The following is a 23,708-nucleotide window of genomic DNA, read 5'->3' as shown; positions in this document are numbered from 1 at the left end:
TAGTATTATTTTCAGAACGACGGGGACGGGTTCCCCTCCACACCAGTTCACGAAGGAGAGCACCAGATGCTTATTGAGCGTATTTACGACGAAGACCTCGCCCAGGCCAGCTACCTGATCGGCTGCCAGGCGAACGGAACCGCGGTGGTGGTTGACGGCCGCCGCGACATCGCTGTCTACCAGGATCTCGCCGAGAAGAACGGCATGAAGATCGTGGCCGTCACCGAGACCCACATCCACGCTGACTACCTCTCCGGCACCCGCGAGCTCGCTGCCGCGACCGGAGCTAAGATCTATGTCTCCGGCGAAGGCGGGCCCGACTGGCAGTACGAATTCGACGGCGAACGTCTCTACGACGGCGACACGATCACCATCGGCAATATCAGCATCCGGGCCCTGCACACCCCCGGACACACTCCCGAGCACCTGTCCTTCCTGGTGACCGACGGCGCGTTCAGCGACCGGCCCGGTTACCTGCTCTCCGGTGATTTCGTCTTCTCCGGCGACCTGGGACGTCCGGACCTGCTGGACGAAGCAGCCGGCGGCCTCGACACCCGCTTCGAGGGCGCCAAGCAGCTCTTCGCGAGCCTGCGCGATAAGTTCCTCACCCTGCCCGACTACGTCCAGGTCCACCCGGCCCACGGCGCAGGCAGCGCCTGCGGCAAGGCCCTGGGCGCCATCCCCTCCTCCACTGTCGGCTACGAGCGGCTGTACGCGTGGTGGGGTCCCTACCTGGCTGCCAACGACGAGCAGGGTTTCATCGACGAGCTCCTCGACGGCCAGCCCGATGCCCACGCCTACTTCGGGCGGATGAAGCGCGAAAACCGGGTTGGTCCGACGATCATGGGCGAACGCGCCCCGCTGCAGGAGCTGGACCCCACCGCCGTCACCAAGGACCTCGCCGAGGACAAAGTGACCTTCGTTGACACGCGTCCCAACACCGAAGTCCACGGGGGCACGGTCACCGGTTCCGTGAACATCCCCGTGGGCAAGTCCGTGGCCAGCTACGGGGCCTGGGTTGTGAACCCCGAATCCGACAAGAACCCGCTGGTTCTGCTCGCCTCCGGTCAGGAACAGGCCCAAAAAATGTGGGACCACCTGGTCCGGGTCGGTATCGACAACGTCGCCGGGTACGTCACCGGCTTCGAGGGCTTGCCCACGTTCACCCCGAGCGTGATCCAGCCGGCGGAACTGGCCGGCTTTGACGCTGCAATGGTGCTCGATGTCCGCAACCGCTCTGAGCACACCGCCGGACACATCCCGGGATCACACCAGCTCAGCGGCGGCCGCGTCATGTGGCACCTCGACGAGCTCCCGGCCGAAGGCCCCATCGTGACCTACTGCCAAAGCGGCGTCCGGAGCTCCGTGGCAGCCAGCGCCCTGCGCCGCGCCGGCTACGACGTCGTGGAACTCGACGGCAGCTACGCCGCCTGGGACACCTTCCAGCGCTCTATGGCCTCCGCCGGCTGACCCGGCAGCGCCGAAAACAGTTCCACCCATAATCGGCGGCGGCCCGGAAAACCGGACCGCCGCCGATAGCAGTCCCTCCACAACGGAGCGCAATGATCTCAGGCAACACCCCCTCCCGCCACCAGCACAGGACAACAGACAGCTTCAGACTGGGTCTGCGGCAGAACCTGGCCCAGTTCATGCTCCTCGTCGCCGCCAACGCCCTCGTCGGCGGAACCCTCGGCCAGGAACGCACCGTGCTGCCGCTGCTCGCCGGGCAGGTCTTCCACCTTGATCAGTACACGTCCGCGCTGACCTACATCCTAGCGTTCGGGCTGGCCAAAGCCGCCACCAACTACTTCGCCGGCACCCTCTCGGACCGCTACGGCCGCAAGCCCGTCCTCGTGGCCGGCTGGCTGATCGCGCTGCCCGTTCCCCTGATGCTGATCTTCGGCCCGTCCTGGAGCTGGATTGTCGCCGCCAACGTTGTCCTTGGCGTCAGCCAGGGCCTGACCTGGTCCACCACCGTCATGATGAAGATGGACCTAGTGGGCCCCGAACGCCGGGGACTGGCGATGGGCCTCAACGAGGCCGCCGGGTATCTCGGGGTCGCCGGCACCGCCTTGACCACCGGCTACATCGCCTCAACCTACGGGCTGCGCCCCGGCCCCTTCCTCCTCGGCGCAGCCTTCATCGCCGTCGGCCTCGGACTCTCCATCCTGACCATCCGCGAAACGCACCAGCATGCCAAAACCGAAGCAGCCACACACAGAGCCGCTCACGCCGGAACCCACGCGGGGCTGAGCAACAGGCAAATCTTCACCCTGACCAGCTTCCGCGACAAATCGTTATCCTCGGTCAGCCAAGCCGGGATGGTGAACAACCTCAACGACGGCCTGGTCTGGGGACTGTTCCCCGTCCTCTTCGCCGCCGCAGGGCTGAGCATCGAACGCATCGGCATCCTCGCCGCCGTCTACCCGGCAGTCTGGGGAGCAGGGCAACTCGTCACCGGTGCCCTGTCCGACAGATACGGGCGCAAACCGCTGATCGCCGGAGGCATGCTCGTCCAGGCCGCAGCCCTGGCCATAGTTGCTATCGGAAACGGCTTCGGAACCTGGCTCGCCGCGGCCATCCTTCTCGGGGCCGGCACCGCCATGGTCTACCCCACCCTGCTGGCCGCCATCGGCGACGTCGCCCACCCCGCATGGCGCGCACGCTCCGTCGGCATCTACAGGCTCTGGCGCGACGGCGGATTCGCCATCGGCGCCCTGCTCTCCGGACTCCTCGCCGACGCCTACGGCGTCCCCGCGGCCATCGCCGTCGTCGGCGCCCTCACGGCAGCATCCGGCATCATCGTCGCCGTCCGGATGCGTGGCAGGGACCACAAACCCGCCATCTAAGGAAGCAGCGCCGCGCGAATTCAGGCAGAGGTTACAACATCCACGGGATCCATCGAGCCTGGCCAGGGAGGGGCGCGTTGCAGATTCTCCCGCCGGAATCCTCCCAATGATGCCTGCAGTAAGCCGGGGACACCCGCCCCGGCAACACGGATCAACGTGTACCGATCAAGCATCCGCTGCCTTTGCGATTACGATCAAGAAGGGCGTGATGGCCCTCTTCTCCTTAATAAGGGACAGATTCCCATGCAACCTTCAGTACTGCCCGGCTTCTTTATTCCGTCGCCGACGCTCAGCGCCGTCCAAGTCGGGCCGCTGACGATACGTTTCTATGCCCTCTGCATCCTGGCAGGCATCGTCATAGGCGCCTGGCTGACAGCCCGCCGCTTCCGGGCTCGGGGCGGCACGACGGCGCAGGCCATGGACATCATCATGTGGGCGGTTCCATTCGGCATCGTCGGCGGCAGGCTTTATCACGTCATCACAGACAACCAGCTGTACTTCGGGCCCGACAAAGACCCGTGGGGCGCTTTCCGGATCTGGGAGGGTGGTCTCGGGATCTGGGGCGCCGTCGCCCTCGGTCTGGCCGGCGCCGCTATTGGGGCACGGCGCACCGGCGTGCGCCTGGCAACATTCGCCGACGCCGCCGCACCCGGCCTGCTCCTGGCCCAGGCGATGGGCCGCTGGGGCAACTGGTTCAACAACGAACTCTACGGCGAGCCGACAAACCTGCCCTGGAAACTCCAGATCCACAACATGAACCCGGCCACCGGCCAGGCCGTAGTCACCGCCGACGGAACACCGGAAATCCTCGGATACTACCAGCCGACGTTCCTCTACGAGTCACTGTGGTGCCTGGCCGCCGCAGCGCTGCTGGTGTTCCTGGACCGCAGGTACAAGCTCGGGGCCGGCTCCGTATTCGCCCTCTACGTCGTCCTGTACACCGCCGGCCGTTTTGTCTTCGAACTGATGCGCTCCGACTACGCCAACACCATTCTGGGTCTGCGCGTGAACACCTGGGTTTCCGCTCTGCTCTTTCTTGCCGCCCTCGCTGTCTTCCTGGTCCTCAGATCCCGTCCGCGGTCCGGATCAACGGCTCAAAGCGCCGGTTCCGTTGATGGCTTCGATACTCGCGCAAACGGGCACGATCCTGGGAAGCACGACGAAACGGACGGCAAAGGGAATCGCCACCACGTGCCGTGAGGACCACATGGTGCCGCTGATGGCGGTCCTGCCTTCACCTTGGTCGCCCGGCGCTAAGTCGCCCGGCGGGTTGGATCCGCGCAGGCTGCGATGGTGCGCCCGAGGGGTCTTAGACCATCGAGTCGAGCAGGGCTGCGCAGGCGTTTTCGCAGCGGTGGCAGGCTTCCGCGCAGATCCTGCAGTGCTCGTGCATCCCGGCATGGCGTTCGCATTCCTCGGCACAGACGGCGCAGGCGGTCCGGCAGGCCTGAAGCGCCTCCCGGGTCAGGTCGGTGTTGGTGCCGGTCAGCCGGGTGAGGACGTTGCCGGTGGCGGCGCAGATGTCGGCGCAGTCCAGATCGGTGCGGATGCATACCGCGAGGTCGGCGACCATGTCTTCACCCAGACACGCATCGGCGCAGGCCGTACAGGTCTGGGCACACTCGAAGCAGGCAGCGATACATTCGGCCAGCTTCTCCTTGTCCAGGCTGCCCGTCCCCTTCGGATGCGCGCCGATCATTGCACTGATGTGGTGGGTCATGATCCTGCTCCTGTCATCGGTGACGGGGGGCCGGCTGTTACCGGCCCTCCGGCCCTACCCTAGACCGGTGGAGGCCACGTGTCTGCCCCTCCGTGGCCTCCGCCCGTCCCCGATGTCAGGAGTCAGGATGCGTTGGCGGACCTGAAGGTGGCCCCGCCGTCAGTGGAGACGAGGACTCCCTCGGCGGTGGCTGCCCAGACCGAGAGCTTTCCATCGGCGCCCTTGGCGGCGGCTATGGCCTGCACCTGGCCGTCGATCCGTCCTTTCCGTGTCCACGTCGCGCCGGCGTCGGAGGAATAGTGCACGGTGCCATCCGGTTCAACGCCCACGGCTTCGGTGGGGCGGGGAAACGTGGCGAACTGGATGACCGGGGCCTGCTTCTGCAGGGTCCAGGTGTTGCCGCCGTCGGTCGAGCGCTGCACTCCTTCCTGGGTGGTGGCCAGCACGGTGTCGCTGTCGGGGTGCCCGGCCAGGGCGGCGGGGGCGAAACCGGCGGCGACTGTTTTCCAGGTCTTCCCGTCGGGGCTGGTTCGCAGTTCCGCATCGGAGGCGATGATTCCGGACCTGGTTGTGGTGAGGGCGTGGAAGTCCGATTCGCCCTGCCGGGAGAGCGGTTCCCAGGTCTTGCCGCCGTCGCTGGATTTCATCAGCCCGAGAGGCTCGGGCAGGTCTGATCCCGGGCCGGGGTGGCCGGAGGCGTAGAAGGTGCCTTGGTCCTTGCCGGGGGTGAAGCCCATCAGGTCGTTGGTGGCGCCGATCTTCGTGGCCGGTTCCTTGGTGACGTCGAACAGGCCGTCGTGGGTGGCCATCAGCACCTGGCTGGTGTCGCCGCTGATGGTCAGGCCGTGGATGTGGGTGCCGGGCAGCCCGCTTGTTGCCGTCGGGGGTGCCTCGGTCGAGGGGGCGTTGGGCGGGGTGCAGGCGGCCAGGGCCAGGACGAGGGCACCGGCCGTCAGGGCTGCGGTGAATGAACGGTTGGGGATTGGGAAGGGCATGGAAACTCCAGATGTCGGGAGGAGATGGGGCAGGCACCGCGGCCCCGGAGGGCCACGGTGCCCGGATGCTGATCAGCGGGAGTCAGAGACCTACCAGCAGTTGCCGCATTTCCTGGATCTCGGCTTCCTGCGCTGTGACGATGTCCTTGCTGAGCTTGACCGCGTCGGCGTTCTTGCCGTCGGTGGTTTCGGTCTTGGCCATCATGATGGCCCCTTCGTGGTGGGCGATCATTTGGGTGAGGAAGAGTTTGGCGGCCTCGGTGCCCTGTGCGGCCTCGAGTTTGGTCATGTCCTCCTGGCCCATCATCCCGGACATGCTGTGCGCGGAAGGCATGTTGGTGGGCATCGCGGTGGGCTGTCCCCAGCTTTGAAGCCAGCCGGTCATCTTCTCGATTTCCGGTCCCTGCGCGTCCTTGATCTTGGTGGCCAGCTCCGTCACGGCGGCGGGAATGCCTTCTTTTTTGAGCATGGTTTCGCTCATCGTCACGGCCTGCGTGTGGTGCGGGATCATCATCTGCGCGAACATGGTGTCCGCGTCATTGAACTCAGCGGAGGCGGTCGAGGTTGCCGATGCTGAACCCGAGGGCATTGCCGAGCCGCCGTGGTTCATGCCGGGCGTGCTGCTGGTCGCCGGGCTTCCGGTTTCAGTGCCGGCGGCGCAGCCGGCGAGGGCGATTGCTGCTGCGATCGCGGCAGCGGAAATGGTCAGGGTCTTTTTCATCTTCATCATGGAAATCAGCGTCCTCAAAAGTATCAGCGGCGCGTGGCGCCCTTGGGATTGCACGCAGTGACGGTCCCCTGAGCGGGGGCGGCCTGTTTTATGCGTGCCGATGTAGCTCGAAGCCGCGCCGGTAAGGACACGGCGCGTCGTGCCGGTTTACGTCCGGCTGATACAGAGGTCACCGGGAGAGGGGCTGCCCGGTGAGTAGGAATAGTTCGTGCTGGCTGCAGCCGCCGCACCGAAGTCCGTTAAGGCATAGGGTGCTGTTCCCGGCGCCGGGGCTGAAAGCGAGGTGCTTCCGGGGGACAACACGCAGGCATTGCCGCCTGCGGACATCTCCGGGCAGGACCCGTCAGGGCCGCAGGAAGAAGACCAGCCAGCTGCCGCGGTGCCAACTGCCGCGCCGTCCGTGGATTCGCCCGGTGCATCGGAGTGCCCGGTCGGCATACTCTGCAGTTCCAGCGACGGCCCGGCGGCTGCTGCCGGCATGCTGTTCGCTGCGCTCATTTGGTGTGCGCCGGTGATGATGTGCATGCCGAAGATACCAGCAATGATGGCCAAGGCCGCGGTCAGGAAGCCTGCACGAAGGAAGAACGCGCTGAAGGGTCCACGAGATGGTGAGCTCACAACATTTCCCTCCCTTCCGTGCAGGTTGTTCAGAGCCTTAAGCCTACCGGCAGGGGTTATCCCTGCCGGATCAGAGCCTCTTGTTCAACGTGGCTGGGAGGGATTGAGTTTCAGCCTCCGCAGCAGCTGGGCGTTCAGAGCCACCACAATCGTGGACACGGACATCAGCACCGCCCCTGCTGCCGGGGACAGCACGACCCCGGCGAAGGCCAAGGGCACCGGCCGCCAAAGGAACCGCGAGGACGTTGTAGACGGTGGCCCAGATGAGGTTTTGCCACATCTCGGCGTAGCTGGCCCGGGACAGGTCCACCATCGACACCACAGCCCGGTGATCGTTCCCGTCGGCGCGGGATCTGGACCATCCAGGCCAGCGTCTTCCCCGAGAACGAAGCAAGCCTCAAGCTCCATCTCGCCCACGGCTACGTCATCGTCGGCCGCCGGCAACGCATCGCCAAGATGGGCCACGGACCCCTCAGCGGCACATGGCGTGACACCCTCCTGATCGAACGCCGCTCCCCCAACGCCTGATAGCGTACGTGCCTTACGTGACTCGCTTCCCGGCTCTGCGCTGACCAGCCAATACGCTGGGAAAGGGTAGATAATCCGCCTGACCTCTACTTCGGCGCTGCGCACGTTCGAGCTGCGCCGCGACCCACTGTCAGAACAGTGGCTGCTGGAGAGCATCACGGACTCTGGCGCGGCCGCCGCCTGACACATAAAAGCTGGGCCTCCGCGGGGGGCTAATCAGTCGGCAGGTTGAGATACCCCCAAAGGTCCTCCGAGACGTCGAAAAGTCGCGCTCCAATCTCGTCAAGCTCTTGCTCTCTCAGCGAAGTGGAAAACCAGCCAGGAGCCTCCCCTGCCGGTCCAGATCCCTTTTTCCGCCGATGGAAGAATGTTGTTTTGCCTTCAAACATGAGTTCTCCCACCCGCCCGTGCAGGATCTTGTTGCGTTGCTCTAGGGCTGCTTTTGCTTCCGTGAGCATAACCAGGACTTCCGCCTTGTCCTCGTCGCTGACCGTCTTTGAGTCAGTCAACAATTTCCTTGCAAGCAGGATGATCGATGACGCACTCATATTGGCAGTAACCGCGTAGCCAACTTCGGATTTGCCGCTGTTGATCAATCGCACGCACAAGCTCTCAAGGTTCTCTTCCACGGTTGCGGCCCAGATAGCGATGCGACCAATAGCGGCTTCACCTTCAGAGGTCGTGCCAACGTATGCGCGGTGCCCCTGCACTTCCGTGTCCTCTTCCATTCTTGTCAGCCTATTCCGCCCTGCAGCGTGCGCGCATGACTGAGGACGTGCCGCCTTCAGGCGGGTTAGCGATCCGTGCGGATCACTATGAGGTTTTGGCCCTCTTCCAAAAGCGCGTAGAGGTTTTCCCGCGCTTCTTCATAGCTATCGCCTTCGGCCTCGATGTGGTTGTAGCTGCCGTCCGGGTTGGTGACGGTGCCGGTGAGTATCACCGCAGGAGCCTATTTCGCTGCATGCTCGGCCGGCTCAATAAGCTCCGGCCCGTTGTTGCGGACACTGTTGACCCGGGAGCTGACAATCCGAGGTGTCAGCGTCGGTTCCGGCAGGGAGTTCAGTAAGTGCTGGATGTCATTCTTGTCGGTCAGGTCCGGGTCGAGCCATTCCGCGAAGCGGTCCCGCGGGATGATGACCGGGGAACGGTCATGCACGTGCCCCAAGGAGTCCTGGGTCGTCGTAGTGAGCACTGTGCAACTGAGCAGCCACCTTTCCGGATCATCCTCAGGCAGAGTTGGGTCAGCCCACCATTCATAAAGACCGGCGAAGCCCAACAAGGACTCCTTCTCCGAGTACAGGTAATTCGGGATTTTCTTCCCGTCCTCGGTCTTCTGCCACTCGTAATAACCCTCGGCGGGCACGATTGCACGACGCTTCACAGCCGCCTTCCGGAAGGACGGCTTCTCCAATATGCTCTCGCTGCGGGCATTGATCAGCTTGGAGCCGATCTTGATGTCCTTCGCCCACGACGGAACCAGACCCCAACGGGCAACGAGCAAATGCCGGTCAATCGTCCCCTCATCCAGACGTTCAGCCACGATCGGCACGCTCTGGGTCGGCGCCACGTTCCAACTCGGCGACGGCGGGCTACCCTCAACCTCTTTGGCCTCAAAGTGGCTCAAAAGATCGCCGGTGGCCTTGGCCATAACGTATCTGCCGCACATGTTTGCCATTCTGCCCCACCAGCCCTGGCCAACAGTCATATCGTTGGAAAGTGTTGTTAGGCTTCCGGTGCAATAACTGGAGGTCGTTCCCTCGAGTCACGAAGCCACCCACCGCGGGCGCGCCTAGCCAGCTCCTCAATGAGCACAGCACTTGAAAATTCGGCGAGCCGCACTGCCGGAAGGGCTTCTTCAATGGGCCTACTCGGATCTCCACCGTGAGCTAATCTCTGCAGCTCCAGGCGCTTATCCTCGGGCATTATGCCCTCACGCTCCCAGCGACGCAGACTGGCTACGCTGGTGCCGATAGCGGCCGCTACTTCCTGTTTCCTTAGCCCAGTTTGCTCCACCATGTTCTGAACGTCACTTCCTCCCATGCGCAACAGCCTACCTAGGCAGCTTCCACTCAGTACGCCACAGCAGACTCACGGTAGGCGGAGTCTGCGTCGATTGCGTCCAGCACGATCTTCCGCACTTCAGGCAAGGTGAAGTCGAGGACTCGCAGTTCACCGTCGATCCGAGAAATTGACTCGATGCGGTGGAAGCTCTCGCCATACGCCTCCGCGAATCGCGCCATGCCTCGCAGCTTTGGCAGGGCATCAGGTAGCCACGATCCGTGCGGATCGACGATGTTGGCTCTTACACCGTCAGCGCCGGCGACGAAGAAAAGGAAGTCGGGTCGGAGTGTCCGCCAAGATCCGTGCACGTCCTGGTAGGCGATGCTCATGGAGTCGCGACCGCCGGTGGGGTTTCGGTACCAGGCGAGCAGGTCGCCGCGTTGGATTTCCGTGTCGAGAACCTGGACCTCATCCGGGTTGAGCTTTCCGACTGGGAACATGCCATCGTCGTCCGAGAGCAAGTGGAGCGGGCGTTGATCGAGTATCTGGGTGGCGTCCCCAATGGCCCTGCGAGTCTCTTCCTGACGGTTCTTGGGCAGCGCCATGGAGATCAGTTGAGGGTCCGTGCTCATGGCAGTGATTTCCGCATAAAGGCTTTGACGAGACTCGGACAGCGTCTTGATCGCTACTCGGTGCTTGCCCAGCCACTCGGACGAGAGCGCATCTGCCGCTGCATCGAGTGATGGCCGAGTCTGCGGCAGCGTGGCAAGGCCTGCCACGCGTACATGGGCGTCACGGAGAACGTCCTCATCATCGGCTTCTGCTGCAAGGTGGTCTACGTAGGTGCGCGCGATGTCGGGAGTCACCGTTCGTGTGGCATGACGAAATGCTTCCTGGATGGCTCGGTCATCTGCGGCCTCGGTCCAGGTCTCGTCGGCCCGTAGACCATACCGGGCGTGTCCGCGGACTGTGCCACCGGCCACGGTCCGCACGTCCGACTCGGCTTTCTCGAGCTCGCTCCGATATTGCGCGGAAAGCCCGTTGAGGACGCCGTGTAGGCGTTCATGTGCGATTCTTCCCGCTTCTGCCACCAGGCCGTCTGCCGCAAGCGCGTGCGCGAGAGAGGTCAGGCGTTTCATTGGGTTCGCATGCTTACGCGGCAAGGTTTCAGCAGGAAGCTCAGTGAACAAGGCCCATACTGAATCCGGAACCCGGTTATTTGGTGTCATGAGCTGCGGGTCGATCAACACACGCTGACCGGTTCCAGTCCCGGTTTCGGTGAGGTCGTTACCCATGATCTGTTCAAGCACCCGGCTGGCGGTGGCCTTGTTGAATCGTGGAAGGATGCACTCGACGCTGTTCAAGACGTCGTCACCTTCGACTCGGCGCGCGAGAGGCGTACGGATCATACGGCCCAATAGCTGAGTGATGTGTGTTTCATCCTCGGCTGGGCGGAAGGAAACCATCACCTCTGCACGCGGGCAGTCCCAGCCTGTGCTGATAGCGTCCTTCGCGAGTAACACGCGAATGTATGTGGCATCCTGAACCCGCTCGGGAGAGATATACGGAACGCTATGTGCACCGAAAGTTTGAGGGCTATGTTCCCCAAAGACGTGCGCGAACGCCTCGGAACCGATCTCAGGCCATTCGTTGCGAATAACGTCGATGGCGGAAGCCACCTCCATGGGCGACGGCTTGTTGGGTACTTGCAGAACCAGCAAGGGCGCGATTGGGTCATGGTCGTTCTGCGCAGCGGCGTATGCTGCCCAGGCTGCCGACATCTCCTTCACTTTGCGAACGCCTCGCCGCAGGAGAACGGTATTGAAATCACCCGTCTCCGCAGGAAAGTCGAGGACGATGTCATCTTTCAGGAGCCCTGACTCCTGGATCCTTACCGGGTCCACGGTTATCGTCCGCACGTGCACTCTGTTGTCCTGCACTTCCGCAGCGGTCATGGCGTCCTCGAACCGCTTTACCGTCGCAGAGATACCCCAAACGATAGGAACAGGCGGAACGGAGCTATGACCGTTAATGAGACGCTTCACGATAGTAGGCGTGTCGGATGATGCTCGCCGTCCCATGCCTCGGTGCGCCTCGTCAAGCACCATGTACAAGGTAGTGCTTTCATCCTCGATGGTGTGCCGCAGCGTGTCCCAGAATGTGAAAGGCACGGTATCCGGGTTCGACTCCATGCCGGGCAAGGCATCAGCAGCATCGTGGCCCCTAACCAGCAGGCTGTTCCGCGACAGCTTCGAGGTATTGAGGAAATACACGTGGCCAGGCTGGAGCTTCCGATACCGGAAGGGGTGTTCAACCGTGACGAGGCGATTACGCAGCCGGTCGGATGCTTGCTCCAGACGGTGCCGTGTCTGTTGGTTAAGCGAAGGATCGTCGCTGAACCAAAGGACGATTGCTCCTGGGTCAGCGACCGTTTCAAAATCTTCGCTGCCCCAGAAAAGCGCTTCGATCACTCCCGCAGCCATGACGGTCTTGCCTGCACCAGTGGTGGCCGTAAGAGCCACGGACGTTACTCGCTTACGCGCACCATGGTAGAACTCACGTGCATCAGCAAGCTCCGCAAGAGTGTCTCCCACTGCATCTGCTTGATAGTCCTTGAGTGTGAAGCGCACTAGAAATCACCATTGCTTTCGCAGTTCCGGAGGTAGTCCTCGTAGAGACGAACCGTCTCGATACCTGGGATCTCGTTGGCGATCTGCTGATAGCGGCCCTCGTCGTCAGTCACAATGAACGCAACACGGATGTCTTGTTCCAGCTGCAGCGCGGTAATGAAGTCAGTTGAAAGATCGAGGTCCTTGATGACGCCATACGCCTCGGTAACTGCCCATCCTTTTGAGAGATCGTCTATCCGCTGTCCTCGCGCGCCTGCGCGCAGCCATAACATCGGGGCGATGGCCGCAAAGGCGCGGTCTGTGCTGACTCGCCAAGGAGATTCGTAGGTCAACGTGAAGAAAGCTGCGTTCTCCTCGAATCCATCGGCCATCGGAAACTCGTCGTTGAATTTGTAGTCGCCTTTGATAGGCCGGCCGTCGGGCGTCAGCCCGGTTATAGCGGCTTGGATTCGAGGCTTTGTAATCGCCTCACAGATACCATTTTGCTCCCACTCCGCGTCTCCCGGGCGGAGACCCGACAGTCGTAGGGTGCGCTGCTCGTCAGCCGACACCTCGTTGTTAGTTACTAGGACTGCCTGACGAGAGCCGCCGTCTTGCTTGTTCAAACGCATAACGGCGTGAGCGGTCGTGCCGGACCCAGAGAAAAAGTCCAAGACAACCGCATTCGGCTTGTCGATGAGGAAGAACCGAAGGCTGTCCTCGACGGCGTACAGCGACTTGGGGAACGGGAAATCAGTTCCAGGCAGGAAATCATTGAGGAGGTCAGTTCCGTAAGTGCCGGCGTTATGCGCCTTCAGGTACCAAACCGTCTTTGGAGTTCTACCTCTCGGGTTGTCCGGGTCATTAGACAGCACCAACGCCCCTCGCTCGTCCTTCCCGTCGACCAGGATCTCACCAGACTGGATCCGGTCAATTGTGCCCGTCCTGATGTATGTAATAGGCCACCGACCTTTTCCATCTCTGCGACCGACCCGGATGTAGCCGTTTTCAAGCCGAGATAAGAATTCTGGACGCCCCATCTGCCAGCGTCCCTCAACTCCTTCTTTGCTGATTGGCCATACCGCAACACATCCTTCAGGCGGGGGCGGAGCCTCACTCGGGTGCTGCTCCAGCGGTATAGGGTAACCGGCGCCGATGATCCGCCCGGAAGAATCATCAACGTAGATAGGGAAGAAGCTCTCATTCGATTTCCCCCGAACCCCGGACTTCCCGCCCCTGATGAGCGGGAACCAAATCCTCTCCGCGCCGACTTGAGATTGGCTGTCATCAGATTGAAGAGTCTCCAGTGCAACTGGCGAAGGTTTCGCTTCACCGAAATAGACGAAGTATGCGTACTCATCTACCCGTGACATGGCCATCTTTCGTGCTGAGCCCTGGCTGTTGATGACAATGCTGACCATCTGGATACGCGCTTCCGGAAAGGTTTGCTCAAGGAGTAGTCCCAGCCGCAAGTACTCCTTCTCGTCAATCGTCACGATCAACACCGAATTCTCTGGCTTCAGCAGCTTCTTTGCGAGCTTGAGCCTCCGCTCCATGAAGGCCAACCACTTTGAGTGTCGATAGAGGTCGTCATCCTCGACGTAATCGTTGTTGTACTTCCAGTCACGAGCGCCAGTGTTGTAGGGCGGATCTATATAGATGGCGTCTACGGCTCCTTCGTGAGTGAAAGTCAGCTGTTCAAGTACATGAAAGTTCTCGCCGTTAATGACTGTATGAAATGGCTTGTCCCCACCCCGCTCGACAGTGCCATCAGGGCGCAGACCGGGGTAAATCCAATCACGGAACTCTGAGACCAAAATAAGGTCATCGACCTGTGCGGTCTGAGCTTCATCCGCGGAACTGTCCAGGGGTGATATTTCGGCAGCATCGCCGATGACCCTGTTAACTCGCCACAGTCGTTGGTCCCCACGAGCAGTCGACCCTCGGGGTGGCAGAACCCGGACCTTGCTCCCCTTGCGAATTTTGTGACCGGCCAGCTCTACTGCTTCGGGTGCATGCCGTTCAAAATTGAGTCCAAATGGCAGGCGCTTCTGCAAAGGCTGGATTTCATCTTCCAAGTCCTTGCCTAGCTGCGGGTCAAGCTGCTTGGCAGCGCGCAGAAGGTCCGTGAGCCGCGACATTCCCCATCCTTACTGTGACATGAGTGAGTCCACGTCATGCTCAAATTTGCCTGGCGCGAACCCGACTCCAACCCTACCCGCGCGGCTTGGGTGGTTCAGACCTCACTGGCTGGGCCTAAGGAATATGTCGAAGCGGAGGTTCAAGGCGAAGAAAATCCGCTAAAGCTTGTCGATCCAGGTGTCTTCTTCGCGGTTATCCCAGGCCGATCCCGTGCTTGTTGGCCTGGAACTTCGCAAGCCCTGGATGCGCTGAAGAATCCTGCGAACGTCCACCGCTCGAAGCTCGCGGAGGCTAGATACTTCACGAACGACGACCGCTTCGATCAATGCCTTGCGATCGACCTGTCCTAACACCCCAGCCTTCTCGAAGGCATCACGGATCTCTTGTATTTGCTCTGTCTTGATCGGAAGCGGAGCAATGACATTGGGAGATTTTGTAGGCTCGTCGATCTCAAAAAGAGAGGAAGCTTCGTCGTACACAGGCATCGATACTGCCACGTAGACAGCGCTTGGGCCAGCACCAGGCCGGTCCAGCCGAGCACATCACGCACCTGATTGAGCGATAGGCTCGGACCTGCTTACAGACGAATAGGCTCATTCAATGCGCGCTGATGACTTTTGGATCGACAACCCTTTAGAAGGGTTCCGAACCTTGAACCGAGAAATGATCGAAGCAGTCCTGACCGGCTCCCTGGAGGGAGTAACGGACGTCGACGCAGCGGTCGCCCTGGCTCGCCTCGTCCACGATGAATTCGAGTCATTCGGAACCGGCGGCAATCCCCACGCTGACGAGCGAATGGATGAGGACGACTCCGCCCGGGCATTGCTCGCGCTGCGACAGGTTCTAAGGCGCCTCCGAATCGAGTTCGCCCCGCCTTTCCGGGATTTCCGTACCTTCCGCCAATTTTGGATCAGGGAGGGAGCCGCAAACAGCTACCAAGCCCGCCGTGACATCTTGAACGGCCTCTTCGACAACATCCACGAACGCCTGGTCGAGTTGGAGCTCTCGACGATCGCGTCAACGCTGAGTAACCCAATATCTCCCCGACGAACAACCGGGTGGCCTCGCATCGATGAAGAACTAGCCGAACTACGCCGGCACTTCGGTCAGGCCCGCTCTGAGCAAGACTTTCGCAACGTCGGCAATGACTGTGTCATTGTTCTTGAATGCCTGAGCGCGGCCGTCTACAGCGCGGACAGACACCTCCGTGAGGGCGAAGCCGAACCGCCAGTCAGCAATACAAAGCAACGGCTCGAACGTTGCATCGAGGTGGAACTTGAGGGTGCCGCCAACAGCGAGCTTCGCAAACTGGCTAAAGCCACCATTGAATTTGCCCAAGCGGTCAAACATCGCGGGAGCGGGTCTCGAAGGGATGCCGGCATCGCCGCCGATAGCGTGATCCAGCTGGTCAATATCATGCGACGTATCTCCCCAGATCTCGCCTAGCCAGCTACCAGCCCTACTAGCCGGAACGGTGCCGGCCTAAACTCGACCGACGGATATGGCGCCGTCCAACTAGATATGTGGCAACCGTTGCCAGGATGGGCACCAGTAGAAACGTTAGAAACCCGCTCCCGCCGCTGATGAAACCGCCCACCTTTATATAGCCAGATAGGCCGATCCACCAGCAAAGAAGTGCGATGAAGCCAGTAATAACGACAAGGGCACCCCGAAGGTCCTTGAGTTCAATCAAAATCAAGCGATCTTGCTGCTCCCTCATGCCAACTCCTCTGGTGTCACTCGCTGGCTAACTGACATTCAGGACAGCACGGATCTGCTATTTTGGCGAGGCTCAGTATGCGCAAATGCCCATACAGCCCGGCTCCGCCCGGCCTGTCCCACTAGAAATGGGACCTCCCATTGGGACACTCCCCCGCGGGCTTGGAAGCACTGCGAATTCGTGTACAGCAGGGGTGTCCCATCAGCAACATCGGTGCGCAACTATGAGCGGCGGACCATCCGGGTCGCCTCAGCCGATACGTTGTGAATAAATACGTGCCCGCTCATCATCCTTTGGGTCTTGATAAGCCCACGGGATTCCAGAGAATCAATCAGAGCATCTGTAACCGCTCTTGGCTGACCCTCGAAGGATGTAATGGCCTCCTGGGGGTTGTTAACAATGCCCGCCAGCAGCCGCATCTGCAGTCCTGCGACGTCCATCCCTCGAGCGGACAGGGCTGGCAGCAGCGTCCTGCTCTTGACGTCTGTAATGAACCAATTGCCACCCAACATCTTCTGGCGCTTGATTCTTCTCTCCGCCTCGAAGATATCCACGCTTTCGTTCATCGCACCAGCCGACACATCAGTTCCTACCAGTCGTTCCAAGAGGGACTGATCGCTGATGGTGTTGGCCGAGTCATCCAGGTGAAGGTCGATGATGGCGTTAAAAACGATGTTATCCACCGGGTCGGGAAGCACCCGAGGAAGTTCGGCGGCGGTGGTGTAGGCCGGAGGCGAACCAAGTGGAGGCCTATTGTCGACCTCAAAAATAGAGTGCAGGGCCTTTTCGATTACCTTCTCTAGCCCATCCTTGGGCACCGAGAGGTACAGGGTGTGCTGGAGCGACACCGGGACCTCTACATCGTCGAGAACGATCGGGATGACCTTCGCTTGTCCGGATATCCGGCGCATAACTCCTGCATCCAGTTCATCCCGTACCCAAGGCTTGGCCACACTAGTCGAGGACAGGACGACGATGAAAACTGAAGCTTCCTTGATACCAGACTCAAAGATGCGGTCTACGAGAGATTCACCAGCCTTGATTTCCCACTGGTCCACCCACGCATCCACACCCTTTTCGCGAAGTTTTGTGGCGAAAGGGACAACGAAAGTGGACTTGTCTTCAGTCGCGTGACTAATGAATGCCTTGGGCGCAACGATCATGGTTCAAGGCTATCTGTGGCCACTGACATTCCCTCGGCGCCTGATGCACCGCCGTCCCACTTCCTTAGAACCGGGACATCGATCAAGGGGACACTCCCCTGTGAACTTTGCCGATGATTGGCGGCGTTCTGTGATCGCTTGAATGTCGCATTGGCGGTGCCACGTGACTGTCCTTTCGCTGCGCTCATTAGGATTCGAGTATGTCTCCGAGAACGCCGCTGCCCCAGACCATCCAGATCTACCTCCCCCAGGGTGACCCGGCCGGCATCCGGATGGCCGAGATCACCACGCGTACGGTGAGGGTTTTCGAGGTACCACGACCACTACTGAGGGACTTCCGGGACATGCCAGAATCCAAACAGGTCGCTGTCTACTTCCTGTTCGGATCTTCATCGTCTGGGCTGCCATCTTGCTATATCGGCCAGACCGGCAGCGTTGGTGACAGGCTCAAGCAGCACTCGGACAAGAAGGACTTCTGGGACCGTGCCCTGGTTGCTGTTTCCCTGACGAACGCTTGGACGAACACGCACACTGGCTACATGGAGTGGCAGGCGATCCAGAACGCCGCGCAGGCTGGGCGGTACGAGCTGCACAATGGCAACGAGGCATCAAACCCGCACACTCCTCCGCCACTCGAATCCGACTGCCGGGAGTATCTGGAAACCATTTCCGTTCTCCTAACCACTTTGGGTTACCCGGTCCTGGAGCCGGTCCGCGAAATCAGTCTGGCTGGAACTCTTGGGCGAGGGGACGCTATTGAAACCCTGTTCTTCAGGGAAAGTGGCACCGACGCCCGCGCCAGGCCGACCACGGAAGGTTTGCTCGTCCTTGCCGGCTCTGTCGGTAAAGCAATAGCCCGCCCCTCCCTCTCCGCCTCGTTGGCGCGCCGCCGTGTGGCTCTAGTCGAACAGGGCATTGCCGCGGTCCGCGGCGAGGACTATGTCTTCGTCAAAGACCACCTTTTCAGCAGCCCCAGCACGGCTGGCGCCATCGTCGTCGGCGGCAACATCAACGGACGGATTACCTGGAAGACCGCAGACGGGCGGACCTTCCAGCAACTGGAAGATCAGGCCCTGAGTGCTTAAAGCGGATAATGGACACCCTGTCCTCTCCCATTCACCGACGTTGTCTATTAAGAAAACAACAAGTTTTGAGGCCGTTGGCGGGCAGACAGAAGGCAATGCATGAATGACATCTCGGGTGGCTTGAGCCTCGCAGATCTCTTCCAGGCCACCGGGTTGGCACCGCAGGAGCTGCTGGTCATCCGGCACACACTCAAGCCCGACGGTCTACGAACCCGGGCAGATGCGATGGGACCTAACCTCCTGCCGTACGTGCGAGAACAGGGCATCCAAAACAGTAAGGTCCCGGCAACTCCGCCCCGGTTTTGGTTGAATTTCCTCGCCACAACCGGCCGACGCGCTAGGTTCATCATTGCGCACGAGAACCATGGTGAAGTGCTCGCGGAGCGCACTCAGGATTGCCGCTTCTTTGACCTCCAGCCCAGCCCGGTGTTCGCGGCCCTGGCGGACCGCCTGGTAATCGAGTGGACCAAGGACGCGGTGAACTGGGCCAAAACAGGCGACCAGGCAACCTCCATGACGGTGGTAGAGATATCCGATCCGTCCCACGTGCCGTTCCCAGGATTCGATTCGCTGCTTGTGAGCTTTGAAGAGCTCCAGGCCGTCATCACCGACGATCGATACGGCCAATGGCGGACAGCCCTCAGCTCCGTGCAGGGCATATACCTCATTGCCGACACCAGCACCGGCCGGTTGTATGTGGGCAAGGCCGACGGCGCGGAGCGTTTCCTGGGCCGCTGGAGCGAGTACGCCAGAAATGGCCACGGCGGTAACGTCGCACTCCGGGAGTTGGCTACCGCCGACGCCCGGCACCGGCAGCACTTCCAATTTAGTATCCTGCAGGTCTTCTCCCCGAGCGCTCCGTCCGCGCAAGTGGACGCAGCCGAGGCCCATTTCAAGCGGGCGCTCATGACCCGGCAGTTCGGCATGAACCTGAACTAGGGCAGCCAGGCACAGACGAATGGCAGTATCCCTTCCTTGGTTGTGCGACCGTCCTGTCCGTTGGAACAAGCGAAAGTACGTGCGGGCAATCACAATCGAGCGTTTGAAGCTAGAGTCAGTTCAAACGCGAGGGGGAAGTGGTTGGAAACTGGCAGTGGCCACTCTGGGCTGAGTTTAGCCTCACCTATAGAGGTGTTGAGGAACTACTTTGGGGAACTACCTGGGGAAAGGGTGCTTGCCTCTCTCACCGTTGCCGGGATGGAGGAGCTAGGACAGCTCTTGGTCCAGTCTGCCGAAGCCTCTATCTCCGACCCTGTACCTCCTGGCACCTACTACCCTGGCGGATGGCTAGGAGCAGGCTGGAACGAGCCCATCTTCACGCCAGATCTCCATGTTGCCCTCCTGTACTACCCCCGGCTCCTTGTTCACGATCCCCTCAGCGGCTACTTCTTCGATCGGTTCGATGACCTTCCCAAGATGAAGGAAATCCGGATGGTCAATCACACGAGCCGTTCACACATTGCAGCCATCTACAGTGGGCCTGACGTATTCGCCCGGCATGCGGTCTATCTCACGGATAAGAGCGACCCGACCCAAGCCCTTGACAGGTTCACTCGACTCATTAGAACCGTAGTTTCATTCGCCCCACTCATTGACAGAGGGATTTTGATACTCCGGCCACAGTGGCCAACCATCCTGAATCGGCGGGAAGCGCTAATGTCTTCCGTCCGCCACGATGTGCGCTCCCCCGAGATGCAGGCCGCGGCTGAGAGTGACCCTGCAGGCGTAAGCCGTTGGGACAACATCCGCGGAGGGAAGGTGACTGCAGGTACAGGTGTCCCTCATCCTGCGGACGCTCCATGGCAAAATCAGGATGAGTTCTTCTACCTCGCCAAAACACTTGCAGTCGCAGACCATGCCGGGGCCACATACGTTCCACCTACAGACGCGGACTTTGAAATGGTGCGAGCAAAGGCGGCAACCGGCGCCTCAAGAATCAAGGGTATCGAGCAACAACCAACAAAACTTCTGGAAGAAGTCGCCCGACTCGTCGTTCCACAACTCAAGATCGATCCGAAGACCACCATACGAATCCGCCAAGACGACGAAAGTTTCGATTCATGGAGACGCGAACTTTCCCTTTTGGCCCGCGACAGCAAAAATGACGACGCCGAAGCACTGGCCGGACGCATCGATGACGTACTGATCCCGCGTATTCGGGACATCAATCGCAGCCTGAAGAGAAGTCGACCACTTCAAGACAACCTAATTCCTGACGGTGCGGCGATTGCGATTTCTGCTGGCATTGGCTTCGTGGCGTCCGGGCCGGCAGCGGCTGCGGCAGCCCCCGGGGTCATCGGCTGGCTGTTCAAGGCGTACCAACGCCCAAACCTCAGCGGCTCCGACACGGTGCTCGCACGCCTGATCCAAAAATAGATTCTTTCAGTGTCCGGTTCCCCCGTTCCGGGCCGGCTTTGGGATGTCGGAGTGGAAGCTAGGGATGCACTCTGAGCGACCGATATTAGTGCGCGCTTCCTATGTATCCTCAAAGATCCATTCAGACCATTCCAAGTGCGCCGGAAGACAGCTTCCGTAATCTGGGTGTCCCAGAAGCTATTCCGAAACCACAGGAACGCTACGCGGCTGCAGCTGCGAATTCTGGGACGTCAGTCCGGCTAAGGGCCCGAGTCAGCGATGAAACGCTGACGCTGAGAATCTGGGCTATCTCCTTCAAGGTTTTCCCCTGGCTGCGCAGCTGCCGGGCAGCCTCTGTCTTGGACGGAGTCATCGTTCGAGGACGGCCGCCGAGCCGCCCGCGAGCTTTCGCCGCCGCCAAGCCAGCTTTCGTCCGTTCAGACAACCGGGACCGTTCGTACTCTGCAAGGGAAGCGAACATGTCAAAGATCAGCTTGCCGTGTGCGCTGGTCGTATCAAGCCACGGTTCTGCCAGGGACCGGAACCCTATCCCCCGCTGTCCCAGCACCGTCACAATGTCAGCCAGGTCTGCAGTGCTGCGGCCGAGCCTAGTCAGATCAGCAACCGTCAGAACATTGCCTGGCTGCAGGTAGTCCAGGCATTCCTTCCATCGCGCCCTCGCCTGGGTAGCGCCGGAGGCGTACTCCTGAAATACGCGCATGGCCCCTGCAGCGACGAGCGCGTCAACCTGGGAATCCAGAGATTGCCCCCGGGTACTGACCCTCGCGTAACCAATCACATTGCCAGACACGTCAAAAAGCCTCCGCTTTAGGTTTTGACCAGCTTTCATTTCGAGAACCAGTTTTGACCAACGATAAGAGGACTTTTTCGAAATTTTTTGTTGTCAGTTTCAGAAGTCGTCTGCACAGAATGTCCGAAGTCATCTGCACTGGATGTATGTCGGCACGCAGAAACCGCGCTTTCGGCGGTGGCCGGTGCGAGGGCGCAAGCGGCCGGGAGCCGCCTGGTTTTAAAGCCTGGCGTAGGCCCAGCCGCCCCATTGGCCGCCGGGCAAGGTGGGCGATGGCCGCGGGAACCATGCCAATGCCGGGCGCAGGGTCCTTTTCTTCCAGGCCGGCGGAGCGCATGCTGTTGCCGCAGGCGAAGATACGCACGTCCAGTTGCCGGGCGCTTTTGACGGCTTCGGTAGCGGGTGAGTTTGTGGCCAGGAATTTCACACCCGGGCCCCGGACAACCACTTCAATCCCGGTTCCCGGGGTGAGTGCGGCGCGGGCGTTGGTGGCGCTGCGGAGGATGCCGGTCAGGGCGTCCTGCTCAAGCGGCCCGACGGTGTGAATGACTAAGCCCCTGCCGCCGCCGTCGTTGGCGGTTTCTGCGGGCGGCCCTGTCTATGGGCACATTACTCGGTTGTTTCACTCAGCCCGGCGAGGGCCGTGCGGAGGCGGGTGCCGGCGTCGTCTGCTATTTCTTTGACGGAAGGGGCGCCGCTGAGCTGGACCATGGTCTGGGGGTCGATTGCTTCCACCGTGGTCACGTCTGCATCCTTGTTCCGGCGCACCACGACATTGCACGGCAGCAGGGCGCCGATTTCAGGTTCGGCGGCAAGGGCGCGGCTGGCAAGAGCCGGATTGCAGGCGCCGAGGATGACGTAATCCCCGACGGCGTCTGCTGCTTCAGTGCCAAGCTTGGCTTCAAAGGTGGACCGGACGTTTATTTCCGTCAGGATTCCGAACCCCTGCGCCGCAAGGGCCTCGCGGGTGCGCTGCAGCGCTTCCGCCCAGGGAAGGGAGACGGTGGTGGCCAGGGTGTACGTCATGATGCTCCTCGAAGTTGCTCGACCGGTCCGCTGATTAGGCAAGGGAGAGGAAAAGCTTCTCCAGGTCCTTCTTGTCCATGGTTCCATCTTTTTGGACAATGCACTGCTCCAGCCCGGTGGCAATGATGGCGAAGCCGGCCCGGTCAAGGGCCTTGGACACAGCGGCCAGCTGGGTAACGACATCCTTGCAGTCCCGGCCCTCCTCGAGCATCCGGGTGACGGCCGCGAGCTGGCCCTGGGCGCGCTTGAGGCGGTTGATCACGGGCGTGAGCTCGGTTGGGTTCAGTTCCATAAGGGGGTCTCCATCGATAAGGTGCTACCCCCAACTATATACCCCCACGGGTGTTTTGACTACCCCCGGGGGTATCTGTAATACTCGGTGGGGTATCCACCCGACCCCTTCCGAGAGGCCACCGCCTGGACCCGCGCCGGACTCCCCACCACCTAGGCCCCAGCCGCAGGGCACTTACCCCTAGCCCGACCGAAAGGACACGACAGATCATGGCAACCATCGACATCACCGACCAATCCTTCGCCCAGACCCTGGAGGACAACGACATCGTCTTCGTCGACTTCTGGGCAGCCTGGTGCGGCCCCTGCCGCATGTTCGCCCCCACCTACGGCGCCGCCGCCGAACGGCACCCCGACATCACCTTCGCCAAGGTGGACACCGAGGCCGAACAGGAGCTTTCCGCCGCAGCGAACATCACCTCCATCCCCACGCTGATGGCGTTCAAGGACAAGACCCTCGTCTTCTCCCAGCCCGGAGCACTCAATGCCACCGGACTGGAGGAAGTCATCCAGGCCGTGAAGAACCTGGACATGGACAAACTCCGCGCCGAAGCCGGCCACCAGCACGCCTGACACACCATGGCGGGCCAGCACGCTTTCCGTACTGTCACGGCAGAAGAACTCGCCAATGTGTGGCCCCGTGCCGCACTGGTGGACGTCCGAATCCGGGATGAACACGCCACCGCGCATGTTCCGGGGAGCCTGAACATTCCCCTGGATGAACTGCCCTCCCGGCTCGCGGACCTGCCCAACACCACCATCCACCTGCTGTGCGGATCAGGGAAACGCAGCAGCCAGGCCGCACGGATCCTCCCCGACCGCGGATACACCACGGTCAACGTGGCCGGCGGAATCACCGAGTGGTACCGGGCAGGCCACCCTGTCACCTATCAACAAAGCCCCCGAAGACCAGCCTCCAGCGGCCAGGAGCCGTGTAGTCACAGGCCTCCTGCACCTGTTCCGAAGGCCGTTCCACAGGAAAACAAACTAGGCCGCAGTGCACTTGCGAGATACCCCCCGGGGTATCTATACTGATTGCGGAACAACCTTCCAATCCCCTTTCAC

24 protein-coding genes and 2 pseudogenes are annotated in these 23,708 nt (G+C 61.1%); 10 read left to right on the top strand and 16 right to left on the bottom strand.

Features of this window, described 5'->3' with window-relative positions; genetic code table 11:
- Positions 1 to 66: 66 nt before the first annotated feature.
- The 3 genes from FHJ30_RS17520 to lgt all read left to right on the top strand — a co-directional run bounded on the left by FHJ30_RS17520 (position 67) and on the right by lgt (position 4,049).
- On the top strand, positions 67 to 1,470 hold the full coding sequence (locus FHJ30_RS17520) for a rhodanese-like domain-containing protein (protein ID WP_139030534.1): 1,404 nt from the start codon (positions 67 to 69) through the stop codon (positions 1,468 to 1,470).
- Between the two features lie 92 nt (positions 1,471 to 1,562).
- Positions 1,563 to 2,849: an MFS transporter gene (locus FHJ30_RS17515; RefSeq protein ID WP_139030533.1), complete on the top strand. Its 1,287-nt coding sequence runs from the start codon at positions 1,563 to 1,565 to the stop codon at positions 2,847 to 2,849.
- A gap of 243 nt (positions 2,850 to 3,092) precedes the next feature.
- Positions 3,093 to 4,049: a prolipoprotein diacylglyceryl transferase gene (gene lgt / locus FHJ30_RS17510; protein WP_139030532.1), complete on the top strand. Its 957-nt coding sequence runs from the start codon at positions 3,093 to 3,095 to the stop codon at positions 4,047 to 4,049.
- A 109-nt stretch (positions 4,050 to 4,158) separates the two neighbouring features.
- Here the strand turns inward: lgt and FHJ30_RS17505 are convergent, their stop codons facing one another.
- The 5 genes and pseudogenes from FHJ30_RS17505 to FHJ30_RS21765 all read right to left on the bottom strand — a co-directional run.
- Complete coding sequence (locus FHJ30_RS17505; RefSeq protein WP_139030531.1) at positions 4,159 to 4,569, bottom strand: four-helix bundle copper-binding protein; 411 nt, start codon at positions 4,567 to 4,569, stop codon at positions 4,159 to 4,161.
- Positions 4,570 to 4,691: 122 nt separating this feature from the next.
- The gene (locus FHJ30_RS17500; protein ID WP_139030530.1) at positions 4,692 to 5,564 is read right to left on the bottom strand and encodes a F510_1955 family glycosylhydrolase; all 873 of its coding nucleotides are present in this window, start codon (positions 5,562 to 5,564) and stop codon (positions 4,692 to 4,694) included.
- 82 nt (positions 5,565 to 5,646) lie between these two features.
- Positions 5,647 to 6,285, bottom strand: coding sequence for a DUF305 domain-containing protein (locus tag FHJ30_RS17495; protein ID WP_139030558.1), 639 nt, complete (start codon positions 6,283 to 6,285; stop codon positions 5,647 to 5,649).
- A 156-nt stretch (positions 6,286 to 6,441) separates the two neighbouring features.
- Positions 6,442 to 6,912, bottom strand: a complete 471-nt coding sequence (locus tag FHJ30_RS17490; RefSeq protein ID WP_139030529.1) for a hypothetical protein — start codon at positions 6,910 to 6,912, stop codon at positions 6,442 to 6,444.
- 84 nt (positions 6,913 to 6,996) lie between these two features.
- Positions 6,997 to 7,252 (bottom strand): annotated as a pseudogene (locus FHJ30_RS21765) (heavy metal translocating P-type ATPase); the annotation flags it as partial.
- 5 nt (positions 7,253 to 7,257) lie between these two features.
- On the opposite strand from FHJ30_RS21765, the pseudogene FHJ30_RS21760 reads away from it, so the two are divergent.
- A pseudogene (locus tag FHJ30_RS21760) lies at positions 7,258 to 7,440 on the top strand (GNAT family N-acetyltransferase); the annotation flags it as partial.
- A 212-nt stretch (positions 7,441 to 7,652) separates the two neighbouring features.
- On the opposite strand, the gene FHJ30_RS17475 reads toward FHJ30_RS21760, so the two are convergent.
- The 6 genes from FHJ30_RS17475 to FHJ30_RS17455 all read right to left on the bottom strand — a co-directional run bounded on the left by FHJ30_RS17475 (position 7,653) and on the right by FHJ30_RS17455 (position 14,671).
- Entirely contained in the window at positions 7,653 to 8,168 is a 516-nt protein-coding gene (locus FHJ30_RS17475) for a hypothetical protein (RefSeq protein WP_139030528.1), read from the bottom strand.
- A gap of 65 nt (positions 8,169 to 8,233) precedes the next feature.
- The gene (locus tag FHJ30_RS21435) at positions 8,234 to 8,380 is read right to left on the bottom strand and encodes a hypothetical protein (RefSeq protein ID WP_171059115.1); all 147 of its coding nucleotides are present in this window, start codon (positions 8,378 to 8,380) and stop codon (positions 8,234 to 8,236) included.
- Between the two features lie 9 nt (positions 8,381 to 8,389).
- Positions 8,390 to 9,106 (bottom strand): SOS response-associated peptidase, encoded by a 717-nt coding sequence (locus tag FHJ30_RS17470; protein WP_139030557.1) that lies wholly within the window; start codon positions 9,104 to 9,106, stop codon positions 8,390 to 8,392.
- Between the two features lie 403 nt (positions 9,107 to 9,509).
- Positions 9,510 to 12,071 (bottom strand): DEAD/DEAH box helicase, encoded by a 2,562-nt coding sequence (locus FHJ30_RS17465; RefSeq protein ID WP_139030527.1) that lies wholly within the window; start codon positions 12,069 to 12,071, stop codon positions 9,510 to 9,512.
- Positions 12,071 to 14,191: a DNA methyltransferase gene (locus FHJ30_RS17460; RefSeq protein ID WP_139030526.1), complete on the bottom strand. Its 2,121-nt coding sequence runs from the start codon at positions 14,189 to 14,191 to the stop codon at positions 12,071 to 12,073. The genes FHJ30_RS17465 and FHJ30_RS17460 overlap by 1 nt, the downstream gene beginning before the upstream one ends.
- A gap of 159 nt (positions 14,192 to 14,350) precedes the next feature.
- Positions 14,351 to 14,671, bottom strand: a complete 321-nt coding sequence (locus FHJ30_RS17455) for a hypothetical protein (RefSeq protein ID WP_240793751.1) — start codon at positions 14,669 to 14,671, stop codon at positions 14,351 to 14,353.
- A gap of 121 nt (positions 14,672 to 14,792) precedes the next feature.
- On the opposite strand from FHJ30_RS17455, the gene FHJ30_RS17450 reads away from it, so the two are divergent.
- Positions 14,793 to 15,638: a hypothetical protein gene (locus tag FHJ30_RS17450; RefSeq protein WP_139030525.1), complete on the top strand. Its 846-nt coding sequence runs from the start codon at positions 14,793 to 14,795 to the stop codon at positions 15,636 to 15,638.
- A gap of 495 nt (positions 15,639 to 16,133) precedes the next feature.
- Here the strand turns inward: FHJ30_RS17450 and FHJ30_RS17445 are convergent, their stop codons facing one another.
- Positions 16,134 to 17,075: a toll/interleukin-1 receptor domain-containing protein gene (locus FHJ30_RS17445; RefSeq protein ID WP_139030524.1), complete on the bottom strand. Its 942-nt coding sequence runs from the start codon at positions 17,073 to 17,075 to the stop codon at positions 16,134 to 16,136.
- A 200-nt stretch (positions 17,076 to 17,275) separates the two neighbouring features.
- On the opposite strand from FHJ30_RS17445, the gene FHJ30_RS17440 reads away from it, so the two are divergent.
- The 3 genes from FHJ30_RS17440 (at position 17,276) to FHJ30_RS17430 (ending at position 20,536) form a co-directional block, all read left to right on the top strand.
- Entirely contained in the window at positions 17,276 to 18,160 is an 885-nt protein-coding gene (locus tag FHJ30_RS17440) for a GIY-YIG nuclease family protein (protein ID WP_139030523.1), read from the top strand.
- 99 nt (positions 18,161 to 18,259) lie between these two features.
- Positions 18,260 to 19,099, top strand: coding sequence for a GIY-YIG nuclease family protein (locus FHJ30_RS17435; RefSeq protein WP_139030522.1), 840 nt, complete (start codon positions 18,260 to 18,262; stop codon positions 19,097 to 19,099).
- An 819-nt stretch (positions 19,100 to 19,918) separates the two neighbouring features.
- Entirely contained in the window at positions 19,919 to 20,536 is a 618-nt protein-coding gene (locus tag FHJ30_RS17430; RefSeq protein WP_171059117.1) for a hypothetical protein, read from the top strand.
- Between the two features lie 199 nt (positions 20,537 to 20,735).
- On the opposite strand, the gene FHJ30_RS17425 is transcribed toward FHJ30_RS17430, so the two are convergent.
- The 4 genes from FHJ30_RS17425 to FHJ30_RS17410 all read right to left on the bottom strand — a co-directional run bounded on the left by FHJ30_RS17425 (position 20,736) and on the right by FHJ30_RS17410 (position 22,644).
- Entirely contained in the window at positions 20,736 to 21,365 is a 630-nt protein-coding gene (locus tag FHJ30_RS17425; protein WP_171059116.1) for a recombinase family protein, read from the bottom strand.
- Entirely contained in the window at positions 21,328 to 21,753 is a 426-nt protein-coding gene (locus FHJ30_RS21755; RefSeq protein ID WP_240793750.1) for a DsrE family protein, read from the bottom strand. Before FHJ30_RS21755 ends, FHJ30_RS17425 begins: the two co-directional genes overlap by 38 nt.
- 182 nt (positions 21,754 to 21,935) lie before the next feature.
- Complete coding sequence (locus FHJ30_RS17415; RefSeq protein ID WP_109864065.1) at positions 21,936 to 22,352, bottom strand: DUF302 domain-containing protein; 417 nt, start codon at positions 22,350 to 22,352, stop codon at positions 21,936 to 21,938.
- Positions 22,353 to 22,386: 34 nt separating this feature from the next.
- The gene (locus tag FHJ30_RS17410; protein WP_109864066.1) at positions 22,387 to 22,644 is read right to left on the bottom strand and encodes a metal-sensitive transcriptional regulator; all 258 of its coding nucleotides are present in this window, start codon (positions 22,642 to 22,644) and stop codon (positions 22,387 to 22,389) included.
- 209 nt (positions 22,645 to 22,853) lie between these two features.
- Between FHJ30_RS17410 and trxA the strand changes: the two genes are divergently transcribed.
- Together trxA and FHJ30_RS17400 are read left to right on the top strand one after the other, a co-directional pair.
- On the top strand, positions 22,854 to 23,216 hold the full coding sequence (gene trxA, locus FHJ30_RS17405) for a thioredoxin (protein WP_109864071.1): 363 nt from the start codon (positions 22,854 to 22,856) through the stop codon (positions 23,214 to 23,216).
- 6 nt (positions 23,217 to 23,222) lie between these two features.
- Positions 23,223 to 23,678, top strand: a complete 456-nt coding sequence (locus FHJ30_RS17400; RefSeq protein ID WP_139030520.1) for a rhodanese-like domain-containing protein — start codon at positions 23,223 to 23,225, stop codon at positions 23,676 to 23,678.
- Positions 23,679 to 23,708 lie beyond the last annotated feature (30 nt).

Source organism: Arthrobacter sp. BB-1 (genome assembly GCF_006151685.1).
In the GTDB taxonomy this organism is placed as follows: Bacteria; Actinomycetota; Actinomycetes; order Actinomycetales; family Micrococcaceae; genus Arthrobacter.
The sequence above is the reverse complement of the archived record's forward strand: the minus strand, read 5'-3'. Positions and strand labels throughout refer to the sequence as shown.